This window comes from uncultured Gimesia sp. (assembly GCF_963972345.1).
GTDB lineage: Bacteria > Planctomycetota > Planctomycetia > Planctomycetales > Planctomycetaceae > Gimesia.
Genome location: NZ_CAXAVM010000027.1, coordinates 17,990 through 35,482, shown reverse-complemented (window position 1 = coordinate 35,482; position 17,493 = coordinate 17,990). Strand labels below are relative to the sequence as shown.

Below are 17,493 nucleotides of genomic sequence, written 5' to 3'. Positions count from 1 at the left end.
ATGAAAGATTTGTCGTTGCCACTGGATGCGTTTGTCCGCGCAGTAGGAGTTGATCACGAAGTACCGCACGCCATGCTGCTCGGTGCCGGGGCGTCTGTCAGTTCGGCCATCCCTTCGGCGTGGCAGTGTATCTGGGAGTGGAAACGTAAAATCTTCCTGACCAACAATCCCGGCCTGGAAAAGCAGTTTTCAGAGCTAACGCTGCTTTCGGCGCAGCGTGGCATTCAGGATTGGCTCGACAAGCAAGGTGGGTACCCTGCTTTGGACTCGCATGAGGAGTATTGCTTCTATATCGAAAAATGCTTTCCGGTTGGCCAGCATCGTCGGCAGTTCTTTGCCGACATGATTCGCAACGCGAAGCCTCATCACGGATACAAACTGCTAAGTCTCTTGGCTGAAGCAGGGATCGTTACATCTTGTTGGACGATGAACTTTGACGGTTTGGTCGCCAAGGCAGGGGGTGACTACGACATTACGCCCATCGAGGTTGGGATGGATTGCCAACATCGTGCGTTTCGCCAGCCACGCCGAGGCGAATTGTTATGCGTCTCTTTACATGGAGATTACCGATACGACGAGCTCAAGAACACGGATGGTGAGCTGCAAAAGCAGGAAGCGGAACTTCGTGACGCGCTCATCAAAGAGTCACGCGACGCGACATTGATCGTCATTGGGTACAGCGGGCGCGATGCTTCATTGATGAAGGCGCTCAACGACGCCTACTCACAACCTGGAAGCGGAGCCTTGTATTGGTGCGGATACGGCGACCACATCGCGACACCGGTAAAGCATCTCTTAGGGGCTGCCCGTGCCGCGAACCGGACGGCGTATTTTGTCCCAACGCACGGATTTGACGACATCCTCTCACGGCTCGCTTTGCACTGCCTGAAGGATGATCGGCAGGACAAAGCTAGAGCATTATTGGCCGCGACCAAACAAGGAAGCGATATCTGCGATTCATTTTATGTCGACGAACTTCCTTGCGCGGCGCTGATCAAAAGCAACGCATTCGAGATCGAATGCCCCTCTGAATTACTTGAGTTCAGTTTGAACGACTGGCCCGAAAAACCTTGGTCTTGGCTGGACGATCTGTGCAAGGGACGAAACTTTGTCGCCGTACCCTTCAAAGGAAAGTTGCTGGCAATCGGATTGATAGATGACATCAAAGAAGCATTTGGCAATCGTATTGAGAACTCTATAGAACGTACACCTGTAACTGACGCTGACCTCACGATCGAAAACGGCACTGTCAATTCGCTGATGCTTCGAGCGCTGCTGCGTGTTTTTAGCCAAACCACCGGGATTGAGGCTGACAATCGCAAGTTGCTTTGGCAGTCGGAGCCAGATCGGGTCAAGCCATTCGACGGAACTCAGTGTCACATCCATAGAGCAGCGGTTGTGTCACTGCGTTTCTTTGGTGATCGGAATCAACTGGTTCTCAAGCCGACCGTTATTGTGAAGAACAAAGATGGAAGTGACTTGCCAAAAGATGTTTCAAGCACGCTGAAGATGGAAGTGCTGGGATATGAACACAATAGCAAGTTCAACAAGGCACTCGATCTTTGGCGCAAATTACTGTTTCCACAAAAAGGAACGAACGAATTTGAATTCCCGGCGAACTGTGGCTCCACGTTCCGATTCAAAGTTCGCTCTGCACCTTGTTTCGCCTCGATAGGTACGCGACAGAACGAGCGGCCGATACAGATCGGTGACGGAATGCGTCCGCACATCAAACAGGTGGGCGTCAATGTTCCTGAGCCACTCTTGCAGTTCTCCAACAAGCAGGCGACGGGGTTTGTAACAGACCCTCATCCGCTACGGGGATTGGCAAACAATCAGCCATTCGACTTTGGGCTGACGTCTCGTGGACTCATGCCAGCCGTCCGAATCGGCGTCGTTTGCCCTACGAAGGAGTCTGCTCAGCTGGCCAGATACTTGCAGCAGGCTAATGTCCGGCAGCAACCGAACAATTCAGAAGCCGACTATCTTATCGATTATCCCGGATTTCAAAGTGCGTTCGGGTTACCCGTCGAATTGCCGCAGCACGGAGATGCCGGGTGGTCAGTCTGTCCCGAGCCTATGGATACTGGAAATGAGTTAAAAACCTGTCTGCAAGCCGCGCAGCAAATAACGCGGTCGGTTGATTCACTCGTCGCGGCAAATAAGCCCAATGTCGTCTTGGTTTTCATACCTGAGCGTTGGTCGCGTTTCCGAGTCTACCGGGACGAGAACGAAGGATTCGACCTGCACGACTTTGTAAAGGCGTATTGCATTCAGAAAGGTATCGCAACTCAATTCCTTGAAGAACACACGCTAGCTAGTCAGCAGCAATGCAGGGTTTGGTGGTGGCTGGCTCTCGCGTTTTATGCCAAGGCGATGCGTACACCATGGGCGCTGGCATCCTTAGACCCGAATGCTGCGTTTGTCGGTCTCGGCTTTACTGTGGATCGGTACGCATCGCGTGGTCACCAGACTGTGCTTGGGTGCAGCCATCTCTACAACTCACAAGGACAGGGATTACAGTTTAGGCTGAGCAAAATTGAAAACCCGATAATGCGGAATCGAAATCCGCACATGTCGTACGATGATGCTCGTCAAGTTGCAGAGTCAATTCGGCAGCTGTTTTTTGAGTCACAGTCCCGCTTGCCGCCGCGGGTTGTCCTCCACAAACAGACTCCGTTTCTGCGTGATGAAAAGCAAGGGTTACTCGATGGACTATCGGGGGTCGACAGCATTGATTTACTTGAAGTGCAGGTTGATTCTGCGCTCCGTTATGTCTCATCAGTTCAGACAACGAAAACCATCAACGGAAAACGTGTTGTGGGATTCGACGAAGACAATTTCCCGGTACGCCGTGGCACCGTCGTCAAGATTGGAAGTCGCCGAGCTCTGGTGTGGTGCCATGGTGTGACAGACTCAGTCAAAAGCGGCTGGAAGTATTTTCAAGGTAAACGGCACATCCCGTCACCGCTGATCGTGAAACGACACGCCGGTGACACGGACTTAGAGACAATCGCGGCGGAGCTACTTGGACTTTCAAAGATGGATTGGAACTCAGCCGACATGTATTCAAAGTTACCTGCTACGATCGACTCGTCCCGTCAAATTGCCCGAATCGGAGCCAAGTTGCAGAGATTCGGGCCAGTGTCATACGACTATCGACTCTTCATGTAAAGGCGTGTGTGTTTTCCAATAGTCAACTCCTTTCGGCAACGAAACGCAGGGCATCATCGCTGTCCGAAATGACTTACCCAAGGTGGGATATCGATTTTGGGATGAAGTCGCCGTTGGAGATCAAGAATTGCGCACGGCCAACGGATTAGAGCCGCAGAGTTGAAGTATCCGCCATGTTATGATCCCTAGAAATGTAAATGTACTATTTGAAGGATTTCAAAAGTACTTTTTAAAAGTTCTATTTAACCGTTTGTTTTTGAGCTTTAAAAACGCCTTTTATACCAAGCTCATCCCCCAACCACAGTACAGCCTCATTAAGCAAATCTTGCGGGACCGTGGTGTAGTGCTTATCAGCCATACTAACAGGTGCGTGATCCAGGAATAGTGACTCTAATCCCTGGTAGTCGCGGTTATTCCTGATCAGGGATGCCGATGTTTTCTTGAGCATCTTGAGAGTGAAATCGATATCGGCATTTTCGGCGAGGCGCCGGATTGATGACCTGACAGCATCTGTCTTCTGGATTTTATTGCTGGAATCTAAACGCTCAGTTTTCAATGTCTTCCCATTACTGGTAAGCAACACTCGCTCTTTACTGGAGCTTCTTTCCTTTTTGAGTAGTTCAAACGTCGGCTCCCAAAGTGGATAACTGACGGTAGGAACCGAGTCGTACTTATTGGTCTTACTGCGTTTCCTGGTAATGACACCAGCTGTCCAGTCAACTTCGTCCGGGAGGAGATCAGACATATCCTGCTGCGTCATCGCACAGTTCAGCCCAAGTAATATATACAATTTTGTGCGTGTCGTTGCCTTTTTCAGTATCTCCTGGACTTGTGGGATCTCCAGTACTTTCGTCTCACCTTTCTTTTTGGCGATCCGCATTCTTTTGTCTTCAATGTTTTTCGGGAGATGTTCCAGCTTGTCAGTGTTATTTGCTAACCAGCGCAGGAATGATTTGAAGCTGGACAGGATGTCGTGTGCATAGCTGTTTGAGAACTTGCCTGCCGTAATCTGCTGTAAAAGATGATTACGAAATCCCGATAGCGTCGAGGCATCAACCTTACACACGGAAGTAGTTCGCCCAGTGAACTTCATAACTACATCCAGATGAACTCGCAAAGTATCTGCCCGTGCTGCAGACAGTTGACCTGCAGCGACTTCAGTTCGCTTTTCGCTCAGAAACTGTTCAACATTTGACATGAACGTATCATCGACTCCTGCTTCAGGGGTCCTTCTATTCTGAGCCTCAAGCCGATCTTTCCAGAGAGTCTGCTCGAATGGGACCGGACCTTCGACTATTTGCGCTGGTTCAAATCCCTGCCTCACATACTCCGCTTTCAGATCCTCATTCATCTCGACTGGTGCAGGTCCTGCGAAAAAACGATCCGCCCAACAGAGTGGTGATGGAACTCGATCACCAAGTCGTTCTTCGAGGTCTTGAAGCTTATCCCTGGCCAAAGCTGCTGTAATCTCATCTCCGTGATCCACGGACCAGGTTAGAACACTGTTCCATTCTGCGATGACCGCCTCGTATTCGAGCCTGTGGGGCTTGTTCCTGATAGCTTCGTGATCAAGCTCAGCTTTCAGCCGCTTCCACTCGGACTCAGCTTGTCTTTTGGCTTCGCGATCACTCTTACCTAAACCACCATCAAAGCGATGTTTCTTTCCGCGGTACTCGACTTTCCATTTCCCGCGGCCACTTTCCCAGTTCAATTTTGGTTGCCGAGCCATCTGGTATTTCCCTCTGGTCCGTTAAATGGTCCGTTATTCTGTAGTTTTTATTGTAATAACGGACCAGGTGTCTTCGCAACCCATTGATATAAAACAACTTAAAATTCAGCACCTGTGTTTGGGACGCAGAGGTCGCACGTTCGAATCGTGTCGCCCCGACTTTTAAGTCGTTTTATATTAACGACTTATGGAAACGCTTTTTGGTCCGTTATTCTGTAATTTTCTGTAGAAAATTACAACTCTCTTGGCTTTGCCCATAATCGCTTTTATCAGCCTCTGAACCGCAAAGCAGGCTTACTGCAAGTGGCGTTGTGAATCTTGTGGTTTACTCGTGTGCATGTTTCCTGTCAGACCTGGACTGATATGTTGCCCGAAGTGGTTCGCGCTCGTGGGCGTGCTCACCGGGTATCGATCAGTCGTCAATACAGGATTGATAAAGCCGCCAGGTTATTTGATCTGTTGAGGTGGCACTGGATGCTGTGTCGGGGCAACCAGATCATCTAAGGCCGGAATTTTCTTCGCTGCCCAGCTTTCTTTACCTAACTTCGTAATAAGCTGGATGTCCTGGGGGGGAATCTGAGTCTGGTTTCCCACTTCAAGCGGATCATAATGAAACAGGTACAATCTGGATGTGAATTCTGCGATCGGCAAAGAAGATTCACCGTACACTTCGCCAAAACCATTTGTGGATACAACGACATCATTCCCCAGATCCTGACCACTGTCGTTATTCGGATTGAAAAAGTAGACACGCGTCTCACCTGTCTGATCAATGGTGACCCGCAATAGCGTGATCGCATGCCAGCCAACGAATCTTGCCAGGGAATCAGTAACTGCCAGACCAACCGGCTGCGGGTGAATTACCGGGTTACCGCCATTGTAACTTGGATGATAGCAGGCATAAAACAAGCGGATAAACTCTTCATATTTATGCAGATTCCCATGTATCACATCAACGGCGATTGCAAACCCTCTCCCGACCTGCCAGCCATGAAATTCCGGGTTTACATGCAAGTGTGGGTCCTCGCCTGCTTTATGTGCCAGACGACACATCTCCGCATAGACTCGATCGAGATGTGGTACCAGGACCATCGAAACCGGATCGAGATCGCTGCCCACCTGACCTGATGCTCCAGCAGGTAAAAATGCCGAGGAGATTTGTTGGCCTCGAAATGTCATGAGAATACCATCATCCCGTCCCGCCCAGGCGAGTAATTGCAGAAGATAGTCTGGATCAGAACACGCCCACCAGGACAACGCGCGCGCTGACTGGCAGGTAGGATTATCTCCCTGTCCTACACCCAGCGGTTGTCCCAGCATACTCAGCAGTCCGGCAAGCAGATAGACATCAGGTGGCTGCTCGCTGCCGCAGGAAGCAATCAGGCGGGTTTGAGTGGCCGGTGTCAACGGGAGGTTGATTTGCCGCCACAAGGAAGACGCCACTCCAGGAAAATGCAGGACGGCTCGCTCCAGCATACTCGATAAACCGAGCACCGATTGATTCGTCTCGGGGTACACAGCTTTTTCAATCAGGGCATGTACCAGATCCCGGTAGGTCAACAAGCTATCGGTCCCCGTGCTGCTCAACCCCAGGGCAGATATCAGTAATTCAGGGTTCTCTTTGACAAGATAGCGAATCAACACAGCATGATAAGCCGAGACGAGGCCTGTGTCATGCATGGAACGGGCACAGGCTCCCGCTTCTTCTCCCAGTGCCTGACTGTCCAGAGTAGTTAAACGTTCCGCATAGAATGACGTACCGGGATCTCCCACAGAGGCGGGACTCGGACTGAATAAAGAACTGATCAGTCGCTCGGCACCCGCAGGAATAATGATGTTTTCACGCTGATCACCATAGCAATATATCGCCAGCTTCGTGATCATCATTTTGATGGGTTCGATGCGAATGGGCCGTTGCCTGAGCAGTCGCCAGATTTCCTCTACCAGTTGCTCCAGCAAAGTATCGTATCCGATGACATCTGCAACAAATCTCACGACGTTACGGGGGAGCTGGGTTGCCGCTGCACTAACTCGCGCAGCTTCCGTCTGATGATCAAATACATATTCCAGAGTCAAGGCCAGCAACTCTTTGAGAAAATGTCCGGCCTGCTCTGCGGAGAAGCCGATGCGCGTGAGTTTTCGCTCTGAAATTGCCAGTATTCGTAATTGGCTCAGGCACTCCAGGGTGACAATCCAGCGTTCTCCTTCTGCCAGTGTGCGCGGGACAAGTCCCGCCTGCAGCCGCGCAGGGAAGTTCCAGTCACTGCCTTCAAAAACACCTGCAGCATCAAAGCGTTCCGCATATTGATATGCCGCTTCTGCTCCCCCTGGCTTGCGTAACAGTCGCTCGGCCGTATCGAGCAACCTGCTGCGATGGTTCGATTTTGCAAAAGGGGGAGCCTGCTCCAACCGCTCCAGAGCCGCTTCAAATCGCGCGAGCGAAGGAGCAAGTTCTTCGGTGTGAATATTTGTCATTGGTTAGAATCTTGCCAGAGAATCAGTTTGGCGTCGAACAAAAAACCGAGAAAAGAGTCTGTTATACATAAAAATCAAGATCTTCCTGGTGTTCAAGAAGTTCCCTCATTGTAGAAGGATCTTCCCCGAAAAAGAACAGCAGTCCCCAGTGAGTCCCGAATGCGGAACGCTTGGAGACTTTTGATTCAAGCGGTTCCGGTAATTCATGATATTCAAAATAGTCGTGATTCAGAGTTTCTTCAGGAATCTCCAGCCGGTTGACCACGCGTCGCCTGGGGTAGACTGCAAAGCAGCCGGCGTGTCCCTTGGCTGTTTTTGCGTCTTCCGAAAAGAACTCTTCGATTTCCTGCTCGGTGGTTTTGGGATCAAACACCAGCATTGATGCCTGATAGGCATTGAAACCATACGCGCGTTCGATCAGTTCAAATGCTTTGAATCCGGGCGGGCGGTAGGCAACTTCACCAAAATACATCGTCCCGTCACTTGTCAGGAAGTATTCCGGGTGAATCTGCCCAAACTGAATGTCGAAAGTACGGATCAGCTTTTCGACTTCTTCAATAATTTTTGATCGCCAGCTTTCCAGTTCCGGTGTGGGTGGGACAAACACGGAATACCCCAGCCGGACATACTCCGAGATATTCAGAAAACATATTTTCCCATTATGAATCCAGGCCTCGACGGCAAACTCGCGCCCGTCGAGATGACTTTCCATCAAGAGTGGAAACTCTTCATTGGGTATCCGATAGACTTCTTCGGGAGAACTAATCATGCGATGTCCCAGACAGCCTGCCTTATCAAAGGCTTTGACATGGATCGGGTCATCTGGATCGCCATCGAGCTTCAACAAAGTCTGGTTCACCCGGTGGATAAAGCGAATCACATCGTCCCGATCGTGAGCTTCTTCAAAAATGCCGACACGAATGCCTCCTAGTTGAGCTCGCCGCTTCATCAATGCTTTATCGCGAAACAGTACCGCCTGACCGTGTAAACGTGGATTCTGCTTGAGCACCGAATTAATTGCACCAGCCCATTCTACGGTCTCTTCATACAGGGGGATCGCGATATCAACCCCTTTCTCCTGTAACTGTTCAGCGATCTCCAGGGAACGTTCGTTGAGTCGTTCAAAATTCCAGGAAAGATAGGGGATATCATGGGCCCGGGCATACTCTTCTGCCCAGTCGGGAGCGACTACGATGTAACGGCGGTCGTAGTTTTCTGCAGCTTCTATTGCCCCCAGTGACCAACCTAATAAAGCAATGTAGCCCTTTTCAGGATTTTTCTCAGCCATAATAAACCTTCGTTGATAATCTCATTGTAAGTTTATTGCCGGCCAATCAGCGTCGACGTAAACAATTGCTATTCTCAAAAGATTGTTATCAAAAGACCGGCTTCGCGCAAATTTGTTTTGCATTACGCCATCTATTTACCTTAACGGGTCAATCATATAATTCAAGGGCACTCAGTTCCTTGCGTAGAGCTGAGCATACCCGGCTACAGGGAAGTTCAGTCTACCGCCGCTAACATGTGCTGGCTTCTGCTTAGGGCATTGATTCGACTCGATTGGGGGGGGATAAGATTAGGATTCGTTAGCGTGCAGCGCCTTTACACCAGCGAGATCCGACACCACGCGAAAACCGATGGAGTACAGAATATTCGATTAAGCGTATCATGTACGGCGAATCAACGAAGGGCAGATGGATGAAGTGTCGTACCAAAACTGCATCGGATCACCTTCGGGAACTTTGCAGGAAATGGGCCGCATGAATCTATCATGACATGTTTCGAGAACGTAACTGGTTGCCTGGAAACGACAGGTGGGAGTGCTCAAAACTGCTGAAGTGATCACCCTGTATCGGATGGGAATCATGTCTGATGCGATGGGAAAACCTGCCTGACAATGGAACCCGATACGCCAGGCAGACAGAAATCTTATAAAACGCTGCTCCAGTGCGATCCCTGCTATGAAGCCACCTGTGGGGTATGTGATGGCATGCAAAAGATTCGAATCAGGATGTTTCCCTTGCGTCATGTACAAAAATTATGGATCATTTTATTTTATATAGAGAATGATATTCATTCCAACTGCTTCGTCTCCTGCTGTCCCACTCTGAATGACTCCAGATGAATTGAAACCATAATGAAATTTAATCGTGTCTCACTGCTCGCTGTGACCTGCTATGTCCTGTTTTGTTTTGCCGCTCAGCTTCAGGCAGAGGTCCGGTTGCCCCACATTTTTGGCGATCACATGGTCCTGCAGCGCGGTCAGCCTGTGCCCATCTGGGGCTGGGCGGATCCGGGGAATGAGGTCTCTGTCAAACTGGGCACTTCCATTGCGTCCACGGTGGCCAATGCCTCGGGCGAGTGGATGGTACGCATGCCGCCCCAGCTGATCGGCGATCCCGTGACGCTCATGGTCAGAGAAAAAAATACGATCACATTTTCAGACGTTCTGATCGGCGAGGTCTGGCTCTGCTCGGGACAGTCGAATATGGAATGGCCGGTTTCCCGCAGTAACAATTTCGAAGAAGAGAAAGCAGCCGCCATCTACACGCTGATTCGTCACATCAAAATTCCCAGGGTTCCCCAGGGCTTTCCGCAGTCAGATGTCGATGCCACCTGGACCGTCTGTTCGCCCGAGACAGTCGGCGGCTATACCGCAGCCGGTTACTTCTTCGGTCGCAAATTACACAAGGAACTCAATGTTCCCATCGGGCTGATCAACTCTTCCTGGGGTGGCACCCGGATTGAACCCTGGACACCCCCCGCTGGCTTCGCACAGGTTCCCGCGCTGGCCGACATCGAAAAACAGGTGCAACTCACTAATCCTGCCAACACCGCCTATCAGGCGACGCTAGGCACTTATCTGAAGGGCCTGGAAAACTGGACGGCGGAAGCAAAAACCGCATTGAAAGCGGAAACTCCACTCACACCACCGCCCGAGTATCCCTCCGCCATTCAGCCACTCACCAGTCACACTTCGCCGACTACACTGTATAACGGGATGATTCATCCTCTCGTACCGTATGCGATTCGGGGTGCCATCTGGTATCAGGGCGAATCCAATCACAGTGAAGGCATGCTGTATTATGAAAAAATGAAAGCCCTCATTGGCGGCTGGCGGGAAGTCTGGAACCAGGGTGAATTCCCGTTCCTCTACGTTCAGATTGCTCCCTTTCAGTACGGCAGTGAATCGCCCAGTATTCTGCCGGTCTTCTGGGAAGCACAGAACAAGGCGCTGGAAATTCCCCATACCGGACAGGTCGTCATTCACGATATCGGCGACCTGAAAGACATCCATCCCACCAACAAGCAGGATGTCGGCGAACGTCTGGCGTTGATCGCATTGGCACAGACGTATGGTCAGAAAGGTCTCGTACATTCCGGGCCCGTCTTCAAATCGCTCCAGAAAGAAGGAGCCAAACTGCGTGTGACCTTCGATCATGTCGGCAGCGGACTGGTATCGCGCGACGGCAAACCGCTCAACTGGTTTGAAATCATCGGCGAAGAAACCGACTTCGTTCCCGCAGAAGCCGTCATTGAAGGGGACTCGGTGATTCTCTCTTCACCCAAAGTCAAACAGGCAGCCGCTATGCGGTTTGGCTGGAATAAACTGGCGGAACCCAACCTGTCCAACAAAGAAGGTCTGCCGGCGGCACCTTTCCGGGCAGGCGAAGTTCCCGAACGCGACTGGATGTCCCTCAAAGTCGACGAATCAAAAGAGTACAAGTTGATCTACGATCTCGATCTGAAACATCTGGGCAGAACAATCAATTACACAACCGATGCGAGTGGCGATTTCAAAACGCCCTTCGACCGCATCGCCTACTTCCTGGAACTGCAGAAGATCGGTGAAGAAACCCAATACGTATATGTCTCCATGGATGCCTTCACTGACGATGTCAAGCAGATCGGCGTTCCCACACTCGACAGCAAAGCCCGCTTTCAAACGAAAGTGAACAATCTCAACGTGGTCTCCAATGTCGCCGACATCGTGACGGGTAACGGTCTGCCTGGCGGCAACATCGAATTCTGGTCCGGCAACTATGGTCCATTGAATGCCAAGAACATTCCCAACGCCAGCGCTACGCTCTGGGATTTCGGCGATGAATTTGCCGATCCCGCTGACGGATACGGCTGCATGCAGGTCCACAACTATGAAGCAAAGCAGACGCTGTTTGCGATCAACCAGTGGAAGGGCGGCCCCTCTGCAGACATCGGCATCGGCAACAGTAGCAGTGACGGCCGTACCCGCGACTGGACGTTTACATCAAATGCCTCACAATACGAAGTCAAACGATTGCGCGTGCTGGTGCGAACAAAGTAGAGAAGTAGCAACTCTGAGTTCAAGTGGCAAAGAGTCGTGATCCATCAGCAGGTTTTTATAAACTTGATGAACCGCGAAAAAATCACCAGACCAGAAGCCGGGGTAGCCCCGAATGTAATTCGGGGTTGTCGCAGACAACAGGAAACTGTCAGGGCAAACGCACAATTCAGAACAACAAAGCCCACCTTTTCGCCGTAGGGGCGCGACCCATGTGTCCGCCCGCCTGGGGAGTATCAACTCAACATCGCACACAATGGAAACAGAATGAAACATCCCAATCAGAAATATCGACCACGAAAAACTCAAAACCAGCCATAAGAAAGAACTGGGAAAGCCCGGATGTAATCCGGGCCGAGCACAGCCGGACAAGGTGGCCTGGCCCCTGACGCTGATTAATCTTTACAGACTCGTCGGCGGCTTGAGTACACGAAAGAAAACGTGAAGACAATACCATGAAAACAGAGCGGGAGAAGATGTTGTCTGGCGCGCTTTATGATGCCCTCGACCCCGAACTGGTCCAGGCGCGGGAGCGTGCCCGCGATCTTTGTCAGGACCTCAACGCCACCCGGGAGCGGGAACAGGATACGCGCCGTCAGATCTTGAATAAACTGTTAGGCAGTGGCGGTGATTCGGTCTGGCTGCAGCCCCCTTTCTTCTGCGACTATGGCAGCAATCTCTATCTCGGCGAACGCGTCTATTTCAATTTCAACTGTGTTGTGCTCGACGTTTGCGAAGTGCGGATCGGCGACTATTCCTTTTTCGGTCCCGCCGTCCAGATTTACGCAGCCACACATCCCATGCAGGCGGAACTGCGTCGCACACAGGAGTTCGGCAAGCCTGTGTCGATTGGCTCCGATGTCTGGGTTGGCGGTGGAGCGATCATCTGCCCCGGCGTCTCGATTGGATCAGGAACGGTGATTGGTGCAGGCAGCGTAGTGACAAAGGACATTCCCGAAAATGTATTCGCCGCCGGCAATCCCTGTCGTATCATTCGAGAACTCAACACAGGAGAAAAAGAGGTTCGGTCTCTTTAGGAGCATTTCAATGCGATTCCTCTTGATTTTCTCCGGACTGTTAGCTGTTGTGCCGTTCGTGATCGGATTCGTGGCCTCACTCTTTATTCCAGACGTGACCTGGTTCGAACGTCTGGGGGTGGCTGCGGTACCTGCCTTCTGTACGTTTTTTGCTGCGATTCTGCTCTTCAGCCGGGATTCTGCCAGGTACTCTGCCACGATAAAGAAAGTCCGTGACAATTTACTCGTCTCCTGGGACTCGACCGACGAACAGTTTCTGTCAGCCAGACCATGCGAAGATACCTCGCTGTTACTTGAGCTAAGAGGAACGATCGCGCAATTCTTTGATGTCCCAGCCTGTAAGGTGGCACGGGACGTGGACCTGATTAGTGATCTGCACGTCGATCAGTTAGAGCCGACTTTCCAGTTCGCAGTTGTCAGACCGGCAATTGCTTCTCGGCAGAAGGAACCACAGTCATTTGAGTTTTCGACGACGAATTTTCATTCCATCGATGAACTGGCGATTGCAATCCGTGAAGTTCTTGATCGCGGTGAAGGAACGATACAAACGGAGGAGAGTTAACAGGATGTCCCATCCACCGTTGATAAATCCAAAGGACATTAAAGCTGGCCACCAATTGATAGATGAAAATTCACACCGAAAAACCCGATCAGTGGAATGCTGAGCACGATGCCCAGGAGAATCGCGCCTACGATCACACCAGGCGTCAGCAGACTACGTGACCTCTTCGACCATGCAAAGAGGATAATCGAGGGTAGGACCGGAAATATTAGAATCATCCACTCATTGTCGTGAACCTGTTCCGGATACGGAATCATGCGCACGGTATAAAAGTCCAGCACACACCATTGTAGAAAAATCATCAGCGAAACAAACGCCGTGGCTGCCCGAAAGGAGCGGGGCGAATCAGCGTCTTTGTCTATCTGTTCCATGCCTTCACTCTCCGATGTCTTCGTTCCACATCTCGGGGTGGGCGGCGATGAACTCTTCCATCAGTTGAATGCAGTGTGGGTCCTGCAGCACTTCGATTTCGATGCCGCTCGATTTCAGCAGGCGTTCGTCTCCCAGGTAGGTCTGGTTTTCGCCAATCACGACGCGGGGTATCTGGTACAGGCGAATCGCACCGCTGCACATCGGGCAGGGGGAGAGTGTCGTGTAGATCACACTGTTGCGATACACGCTGGCCGGTTGCCTGCCTGCATCTTCCAGCGCCGACATCTCGCCATGCAGAATCGCACTCCCTTTCTGCTGCCGCTGGTTGTGTCCGCGGCCAATAATTTTGCCTTCGTAAACCAGCACCGACCCGATGGGCACGCCTCCTGCATCGCGTCCTTTTTCGGCTTCTTCAATCGCCGCCTGCATGAACTCATCCATCGTGTGCACTCCTTGTTACTATGCCGTCAATCCGGCAGTCACTTCCCGGTATTCAGAATCGTCTGCAGATACGCCGGGTAATTCACTTGCTCTGAACCTTTCGTCAGGCTGTCTCCGAAACAGACCACCGTCGTCGTATCAAACTGGCCTGCCTGCAGTTTCTCGGCGACCAGCTTTGCCAGCAGCTCGTATCCCGCGGGAATCAGATGCACGCCATCTTTCACCCCACTGTTGGCCGGGTTGCGAAGCATGCTCGTTTTCTGGCCGTCGGCAATCTTGTGTTTGATCAGATATTCGTGGAAATCGAGCAGCTCCACTTTCTTCGCTTGTGCCACATCCAGCAGCACGCTTCGGACTTCCTGCATCCGTGCGACCGGCGACTGATCGTCATACTTCTTACGGTCATGTCGATTGAACAGCAGTTCGGGAAGGCACGTGGGAGGTGTCACCAGCAGCACTTTCGCACCGGCTGCTTCGATCTGGTCGATCAGCGATTCCACATTCTTCCGGTAGCTTTTAATGTCGATGAATCCGCCCGAGTTGAGCCGGTCATTCGTGCCCACCATCAGCACCACGGTCGTTGGCTGCTTCGCCAGCACATCGCGGTCCAGCCGCTTCAGGAGTTGTGAACTCCGGTTTCCACCCACGCCCGCGTTAATCACGGTCGCGGCGACCGCTTCCATCGGCATCAGTAAAACACATGAGAACAGAAACAGAAAACAGTACTGAAACATGGTGGCAGACTTTCAATGGGTGCATGATAAATCGACTCGTGTATGTCACTCCCGTCATGCTACTCGAAACAGCAGGTCACCGACAATTCCAATACGGACAATTCACTCGGTCAGACTTTTGCGAAAGAAGATCCGCTGCTGCCCGGCGGGAAAATCAGGAAGCGTCCCAAACGAAGTGTAACCCAGTCGTGTGTAAAATTCGGGCGCCTGAAAACTGAAGGTGTCGACCCAGGCTGCGTGGCAGTTCCGCGCGCGGGCAATGCGTTCAGCTTCCAGGACCAGCCGGCGCCCCAGTCCCTGTCCGCGATAGTCCGTATCGACGGCCAGCGTCTCGATATACAGCCAGTCCCAGCAGGTAAAGCCAACCAGTCCCGCAATGATTGTGCCCGACTCCACAATCTTGAGCTTCACAGGATCTGGCGTATAAGGAAAGCCGGTCGCCGCCGCGTTCTCCGACAGAATTGCTGTCACCGCGGTTTCAATCGGTTCATGATGCGCTTCTGAAATCTGATGATTCACTGCTGCTCCAGTTTTACATTCATCGCTTTTATGTTCCTTAAAGCATGCGTGCGTAATTCAGACCTGTTATGATAAGTCAGGACATGTTGCGTTCAAGTCTGATCTCTGAATTCAAATCAGGTGTGAGAAAAGAACTGATGATGTACCGTATGCCGTTACTGGTGATACAGGCCACGATACTGCTGTTCTCCCTGTTTTCCATCACGCAAACCAGGCACACTTCAGACAAAAAACCCTGGAATGTGGTATTCTTCCTGTCGATGATCTGGGTTGGACTGATCTGGGCTGTTATGACGTTGACTTCTACCAGGCGCGAACATCGATCGGCTCGCTGCTTAAAGCATCATCTCAAACAGATCGGTGCCCAATTGCCTGTTCCCAATTCAAAGAACTGAGGAACTCTGTCAACCGGCGTTGCGACGGTCCAGGTGTTTTTTCAGCAGTTTCGAATTGCGGCGGTTCGACTTGAAGAAGACGTCAAAGACATCTCCCACCACGGGGACGGCACCAATCAGGAAGTCGAGCCCTACATTGCCCGCCATGCGTGCCAGCACCCAGTTGGACGCGCCCAGCTGTTTTGCCTGATAGATCAGATAACCCGATAAGGCAGTCGAAACCACATCACCCAGTCCGGGTATGATCCCGATAAGCGAATCCCAGCCAATCCGCATGTTGGTTCCCGGCACTCTCATGGAATCATCCAGAAAACGGGTCAGTTTTTCAAACTCCGCGAAGCGATCAGCGCGTTCCGCGCGGTAGGCACTGTCCCGGGCGGGCAGAACAATGGGTTTGACTGGCGATGATTGTTTGCTTTTTACTTTCTGAATCATGATACATGCCTTTCAACACAGGTGATCATGGAGGGATCGCGATTCGATGGAATCAGCTTTTGCGAAGCAGTACTTCACTCTCCGTACGGTGATAGTTTTTTTCTTCAGTGACCAGGATGGCTCCGGGAGCCGGTTTGAGACCGCTGCCGAATTCGATGGACCAGTTTTGGGTAAATTCTGCTCCCAGCAAAATGATCAGGGAGGAGTAATAGACCCAGATCAGAATTCCAATCATGGATGTCGCGGCACTTCCCCAGCTGGAACCTGCTTCCGAATATTGCAGATACCAGCCGATACCGGTCTTTCCCATCACAAACAGTAACGCGGTTACACCTGCACCGACAAAGACGTCACTCCATTTAATGTTTGCATCAGGCAGAACCTTAAAGGTCGCGGCAAATAATAGAGTCGCCAGACCTAAAGTCAAGATGCCATTAATGATCATCATCACGGTGAGCATACCACCCGTCAGTTCCCCATTCTGAATCCAGCGGGTAAACTCATCCACAAACGTGGTCAGTACCAGGGAAATGAGTAACAGCAGTCCGATAACGATTAGCATCCCCAGAGAGATCAATCTTTTTTTGATGAAGGGCATCACTCCGCCCTGGCTGGGATCGGGCTCGACATTCCAGGCTTTGTTCAGCGCAGTCTGCAACTGGGCCAGGACACCACTGGCAGAAAAAACCAGGATGCCTATTCCCAGGATACGAGACCACAAAGGGTGTTCCTGTTGTTGCCCGGGCTGGGCGCGCGCGGCGACACTCGTCAGATTAAATTCTGAAGCAGATGAATCACTGTCCGCCTGCAAGACACTTTGTTCGATCGGTAACCCCAACTGGGTATTAATCACCGTGGTCACTCTTTCGGCTGACCAGAACTGGGTGGTCACGGCAAACACAATGGCCAGCAAGGGGGGCAGTGAAAAAATCGTGTAATATGCAATCGCCGCACCACTGCCCATGCATTCGTCGGACAGAAAGTCTGATCCGGAACGTTTTAATACGTTTCGCAGGCGCTGAAATTTCATGGGACTCCGATCCTCAAAATAGAAGGCAGGGGATGCTCAGGTAGTAAAAGCAATTCACATGCCACATGGGCTAATCGCCAATCTTAAGTGGAAATATACCTGAACATTGATGCCTGAGCCTGCGAACTGGTCTCTGAACTGCCAGTATTGCAAAACGGGCGAACAACAGTGGATTGTCTCTCACGACCGTCTGGTATCGCGCCGCTGAACGAACCCGAGCCCGCGAGCTTTTATTCTACCGGCATAGTGGGCTACACTGATGCGCCGCT

Annotated in this window: 14 protein-coding genes; 5 read left to right on the top strand and 9 right to left on the bottom strand. The window is 51.4% G+C overall.

Annotated features, from left to right (window positions below; all coding sequences use genetic code 11):
* The gene (locus tag AACZ40_RS06940) at positions 1 to 3,174 is read left to right on the top strand and encodes an SIR2 family protein (RefSeq protein ID WP_291174008.1); all 3,174 of its coding nucleotides are present in this window, start codon (positions 1 to 3) and stop codon (positions 3,172 to 3,174) included.
* Between the two features lie 238 nt (positions 3,175 to 3,412).
* Here AACZ40_RS06940 and AACZ40_RS06935 read toward each other — a convergent pair whose 3' ends face one another.
* From AACZ40_RS06935 to AACZ40_RS06925, 3 genes are all read right to left on the bottom strand, one after another.
* Positions 3,413 to 4,903, bottom strand: coding sequence for a tyrosine-type recombinase/integrase (locus tag AACZ40_RS06935; protein WP_291174009.1), 1,491 nt, complete (start codon positions 4,901 to 4,903; stop codon positions 3,413 to 3,415).
* Between the two features lie 447 nt (positions 4,904 to 5,350).
* On the bottom strand, positions 5,351 to 7,378 hold the full coding sequence (locus AACZ40_RS06930) for a hypothetical protein (protein WP_339673713.1): 2,028 nt from the start codon (positions 7,376 to 7,378) through the stop codon (positions 5,351 to 5,353).
* 61 nt (positions 7,379 to 7,439) lie between these two features.
* Entirely contained in the window at positions 7,440 to 8,666 is a 1,227-nt protein-coding gene (locus AACZ40_RS06925) for a carboxylate--amine ligase (protein WP_291174013.1), read from the bottom strand.
* Positions 8,667 to 9,515: 849 nt separating this feature from the next.
* On the opposite strand from AACZ40_RS06925, the gene AACZ40_RS06920 reads away from it, so the two are divergent.
* The 3 genes from AACZ40_RS06920 to AACZ40_RS06910 all read left to right on the top strand — a co-directional run bounded on the left by AACZ40_RS06920 (position 9,516) and on the right by AACZ40_RS06910 (position 13,298).
* Positions 9,516 to 11,702 carry a sialate O-acetylesterase gene (locus AACZ40_RS06920; protein WP_339673711.1) on the top strand — a complete coding sequence of 729 codons (2,187 nt, stop codon included), beginning with the start codon at positions 9,516 to 9,518 and terminating at the stop codon, positions 11,700 to 11,702.
* A 452-nt stretch (positions 11,703 to 12,154) separates the two neighbouring features.
* A complete protein-coding gene (locus AACZ40_RS06915) occupies positions 12,155 to 12,736 on the top strand; it encodes a sugar O-acetyltransferase (RefSeq protein ID WP_291174016.1) in 582 nt (193 codons plus the stop codon).
* Positions 12,737 to 12,746: 10 nt separating this feature from the next.
* On the top strand, positions 12,747 to 13,298 hold the full coding sequence (locus tag AACZ40_RS06910) for a hypothetical protein (RefSeq protein ID WP_291174018.1): 552 nt from the start codon (positions 12,747 to 12,749) through the stop codon (positions 13,296 to 13,298).
* 38 nt (positions 13,299 to 13,336) lie between these two features.
* On the opposite strand, the gene AACZ40_RS06905 is transcribed toward AACZ40_RS06910, so the two are convergent.
* The 4 genes from AACZ40_RS06905 to AACZ40_RS06890 form a co-directional block, all read right to left on the bottom strand.
* The gene (locus tag AACZ40_RS06905; RefSeq protein WP_291174020.1) at positions 13,337 to 13,669 is read right to left on the bottom strand and encodes a hypothetical protein; all 333 of its coding nucleotides are present in this window, start codon (positions 13,667 to 13,669) and stop codon (positions 13,337 to 13,339) included.
* Between the two features lie 4 nt (positions 13,670 to 13,673).
* Positions 13,674 to 14,111: a nucleoside deaminase gene (locus AACZ40_RS06900; RefSeq protein ID WP_291174021.1), complete on the bottom strand. Its 438-nt coding sequence runs from the start codon at positions 14,109 to 14,111 to the stop codon at positions 13,674 to 13,676.
* Between the two features lie 38 nt (positions 14,112 to 14,149).
* Positions 14,150 to 14,845, bottom strand: a complete 696-nt coding sequence (locus AACZ40_RS06895) for a GDSL-type esterase/lipase family protein (RefSeq protein WP_291174023.1) — start codon at positions 14,843 to 14,845, stop codon at positions 14,150 to 14,152.
* Between the two features lie 102 nt (positions 14,846 to 14,947).
* Positions 14,948 to 15,364, bottom strand: coding sequence for a GNAT family N-acetyltransferase (locus AACZ40_RS06890; RefSeq protein WP_291174025.1), 417 nt, complete (start codon positions 15,362 to 15,364; stop codon positions 14,948 to 14,950).
* An 83-nt stretch (positions 15,365 to 15,447) separates the two neighbouring features.
* On the opposite strand from AACZ40_RS06890, the gene AACZ40_RS06885 reads away from it, so the two are divergent.
* Positions 15,448 to 15,759 carry a hypothetical protein gene (locus AACZ40_RS06885; RefSeq protein WP_291174026.1) on the top strand — a complete coding sequence of 104 codons (312 nt, stop codon included), beginning with the start codon at positions 15,448 to 15,450 and terminating at the stop codon, positions 15,757 to 15,759.
* A gap of 9 nt (positions 15,760 to 15,768) precedes the next feature.
* On the opposite strand, the gene AACZ40_RS06880 is transcribed toward AACZ40_RS06885, so the two are convergent.
* Both AACZ40_RS06880 and AACZ40_RS06875 read right to left on the bottom strand, forming a co-directional pair.
* Entirely contained in the window at positions 15,769 to 16,194 is a 426-nt protein-coding gene (locus AACZ40_RS06880) for a DUF4112 domain-containing protein (RefSeq protein ID WP_291174028.1), read from the bottom strand.
* A gap of 52 nt (positions 16,195 to 16,246) precedes the next feature.
* Entirely contained in the window at positions 16,247 to 17,224 is a 978-nt protein-coding gene (locus AACZ40_RS06875; protein WP_291174030.1) for a YihY/virulence factor BrkB family protein, read from the bottom strand.
* Positions 17,225 to 17,493 lie beyond the last annotated feature (269 nt).

Bases quoted from the DNA above. Each gene is read 5' to 3' on its own strand.
- AACZ40_RS06940 (WP_291174008.1), top strand. From the start codon at position 1: ATGAAAGATTTGTCGTTGCCACTGGATGCGTTTGTCCGCGCAGTAGGA.
- AACZ40_RS06935 (WP_291174009.1), bottom strand. From the start codon at position 4,903: ATGGCTCGGCAACCAAAATTGAACTGGGAAAGTGGCCGCGGGAAATGG.
- AACZ40_RS06930 (WP_339673713.1), bottom strand. From the start codon at position 7,378: ATGACAAATATTCACACCGAAGAACTTGCTCCTTCGCTCGCGCGATTT.
- AACZ40_RS06925 (WP_291174013.1), bottom strand. From the start codon at position 8,666: ATGGCTGAGAAAAATCCTGAAAAGGGCTACATTGCTTTATTAGGTTGG.
- AACZ40_RS06920 (WP_339673711.1), top strand. From the start codon at position 9,516: ATGAAATTTAATCGTGTCTCACTGCTCGCTGTGACCTGCTATGTCCTG.
- AACZ40_RS06915 (WP_291174016.1), top strand. From the start codon at position 12,155: ATGAAAACAGAGCGGGAGAAGATGTTGTCTGGCGCGCTTTATGATGCC.
- AACZ40_RS06910 (WP_291174018.1), top strand. From the start codon at position 12,747: ATGCGATTCCTCTTGATTTTCTCCGGACTGTTAGCTGTTGTGCCGTTC.
- AACZ40_RS06905 (WP_291174020.1), bottom strand. From the start codon at position 13,669: ATGGAACAGATAGACAAAGACGCTGATTCGCCCCGCTCCTTTCGGGCA.
- AACZ40_RS06900 (WP_291174021.1), bottom strand. From the start codon at position 14,111: ATGGATGAGTTCATGCAGGCGGCGATTGAAGAAGCCGAAAAAGGACGC.
- AACZ40_RS06895 (WP_291174023.1), bottom strand. From the start codon at position 14,845: ATGTTTCAGTACTGTTTTCTGTTTCTGTTCTCATGTGTTTTACTGATG.
- AACZ40_RS06885 (WP_291174026.1), top strand. From the start codon at position 15,448: ATGTTGCGTTCAAGTCTGATCTCTGAATTCAAATCAGGTGTGAGAAAA.
- AACZ40_RS06880 (WP_291174028.1), bottom strand. From the start codon at position 16,194: ATGATTCAGAAAGTAAAAAGCAAACAATCATCGCCAGTCAAACCCATT.
- AACZ40_RS06875 (WP_291174030.1), bottom strand. From the start codon at position 17,224: ATGAAATTTCAGCGCCTGCGAAACGTATTAAAACGTTCCGGATCAGAC.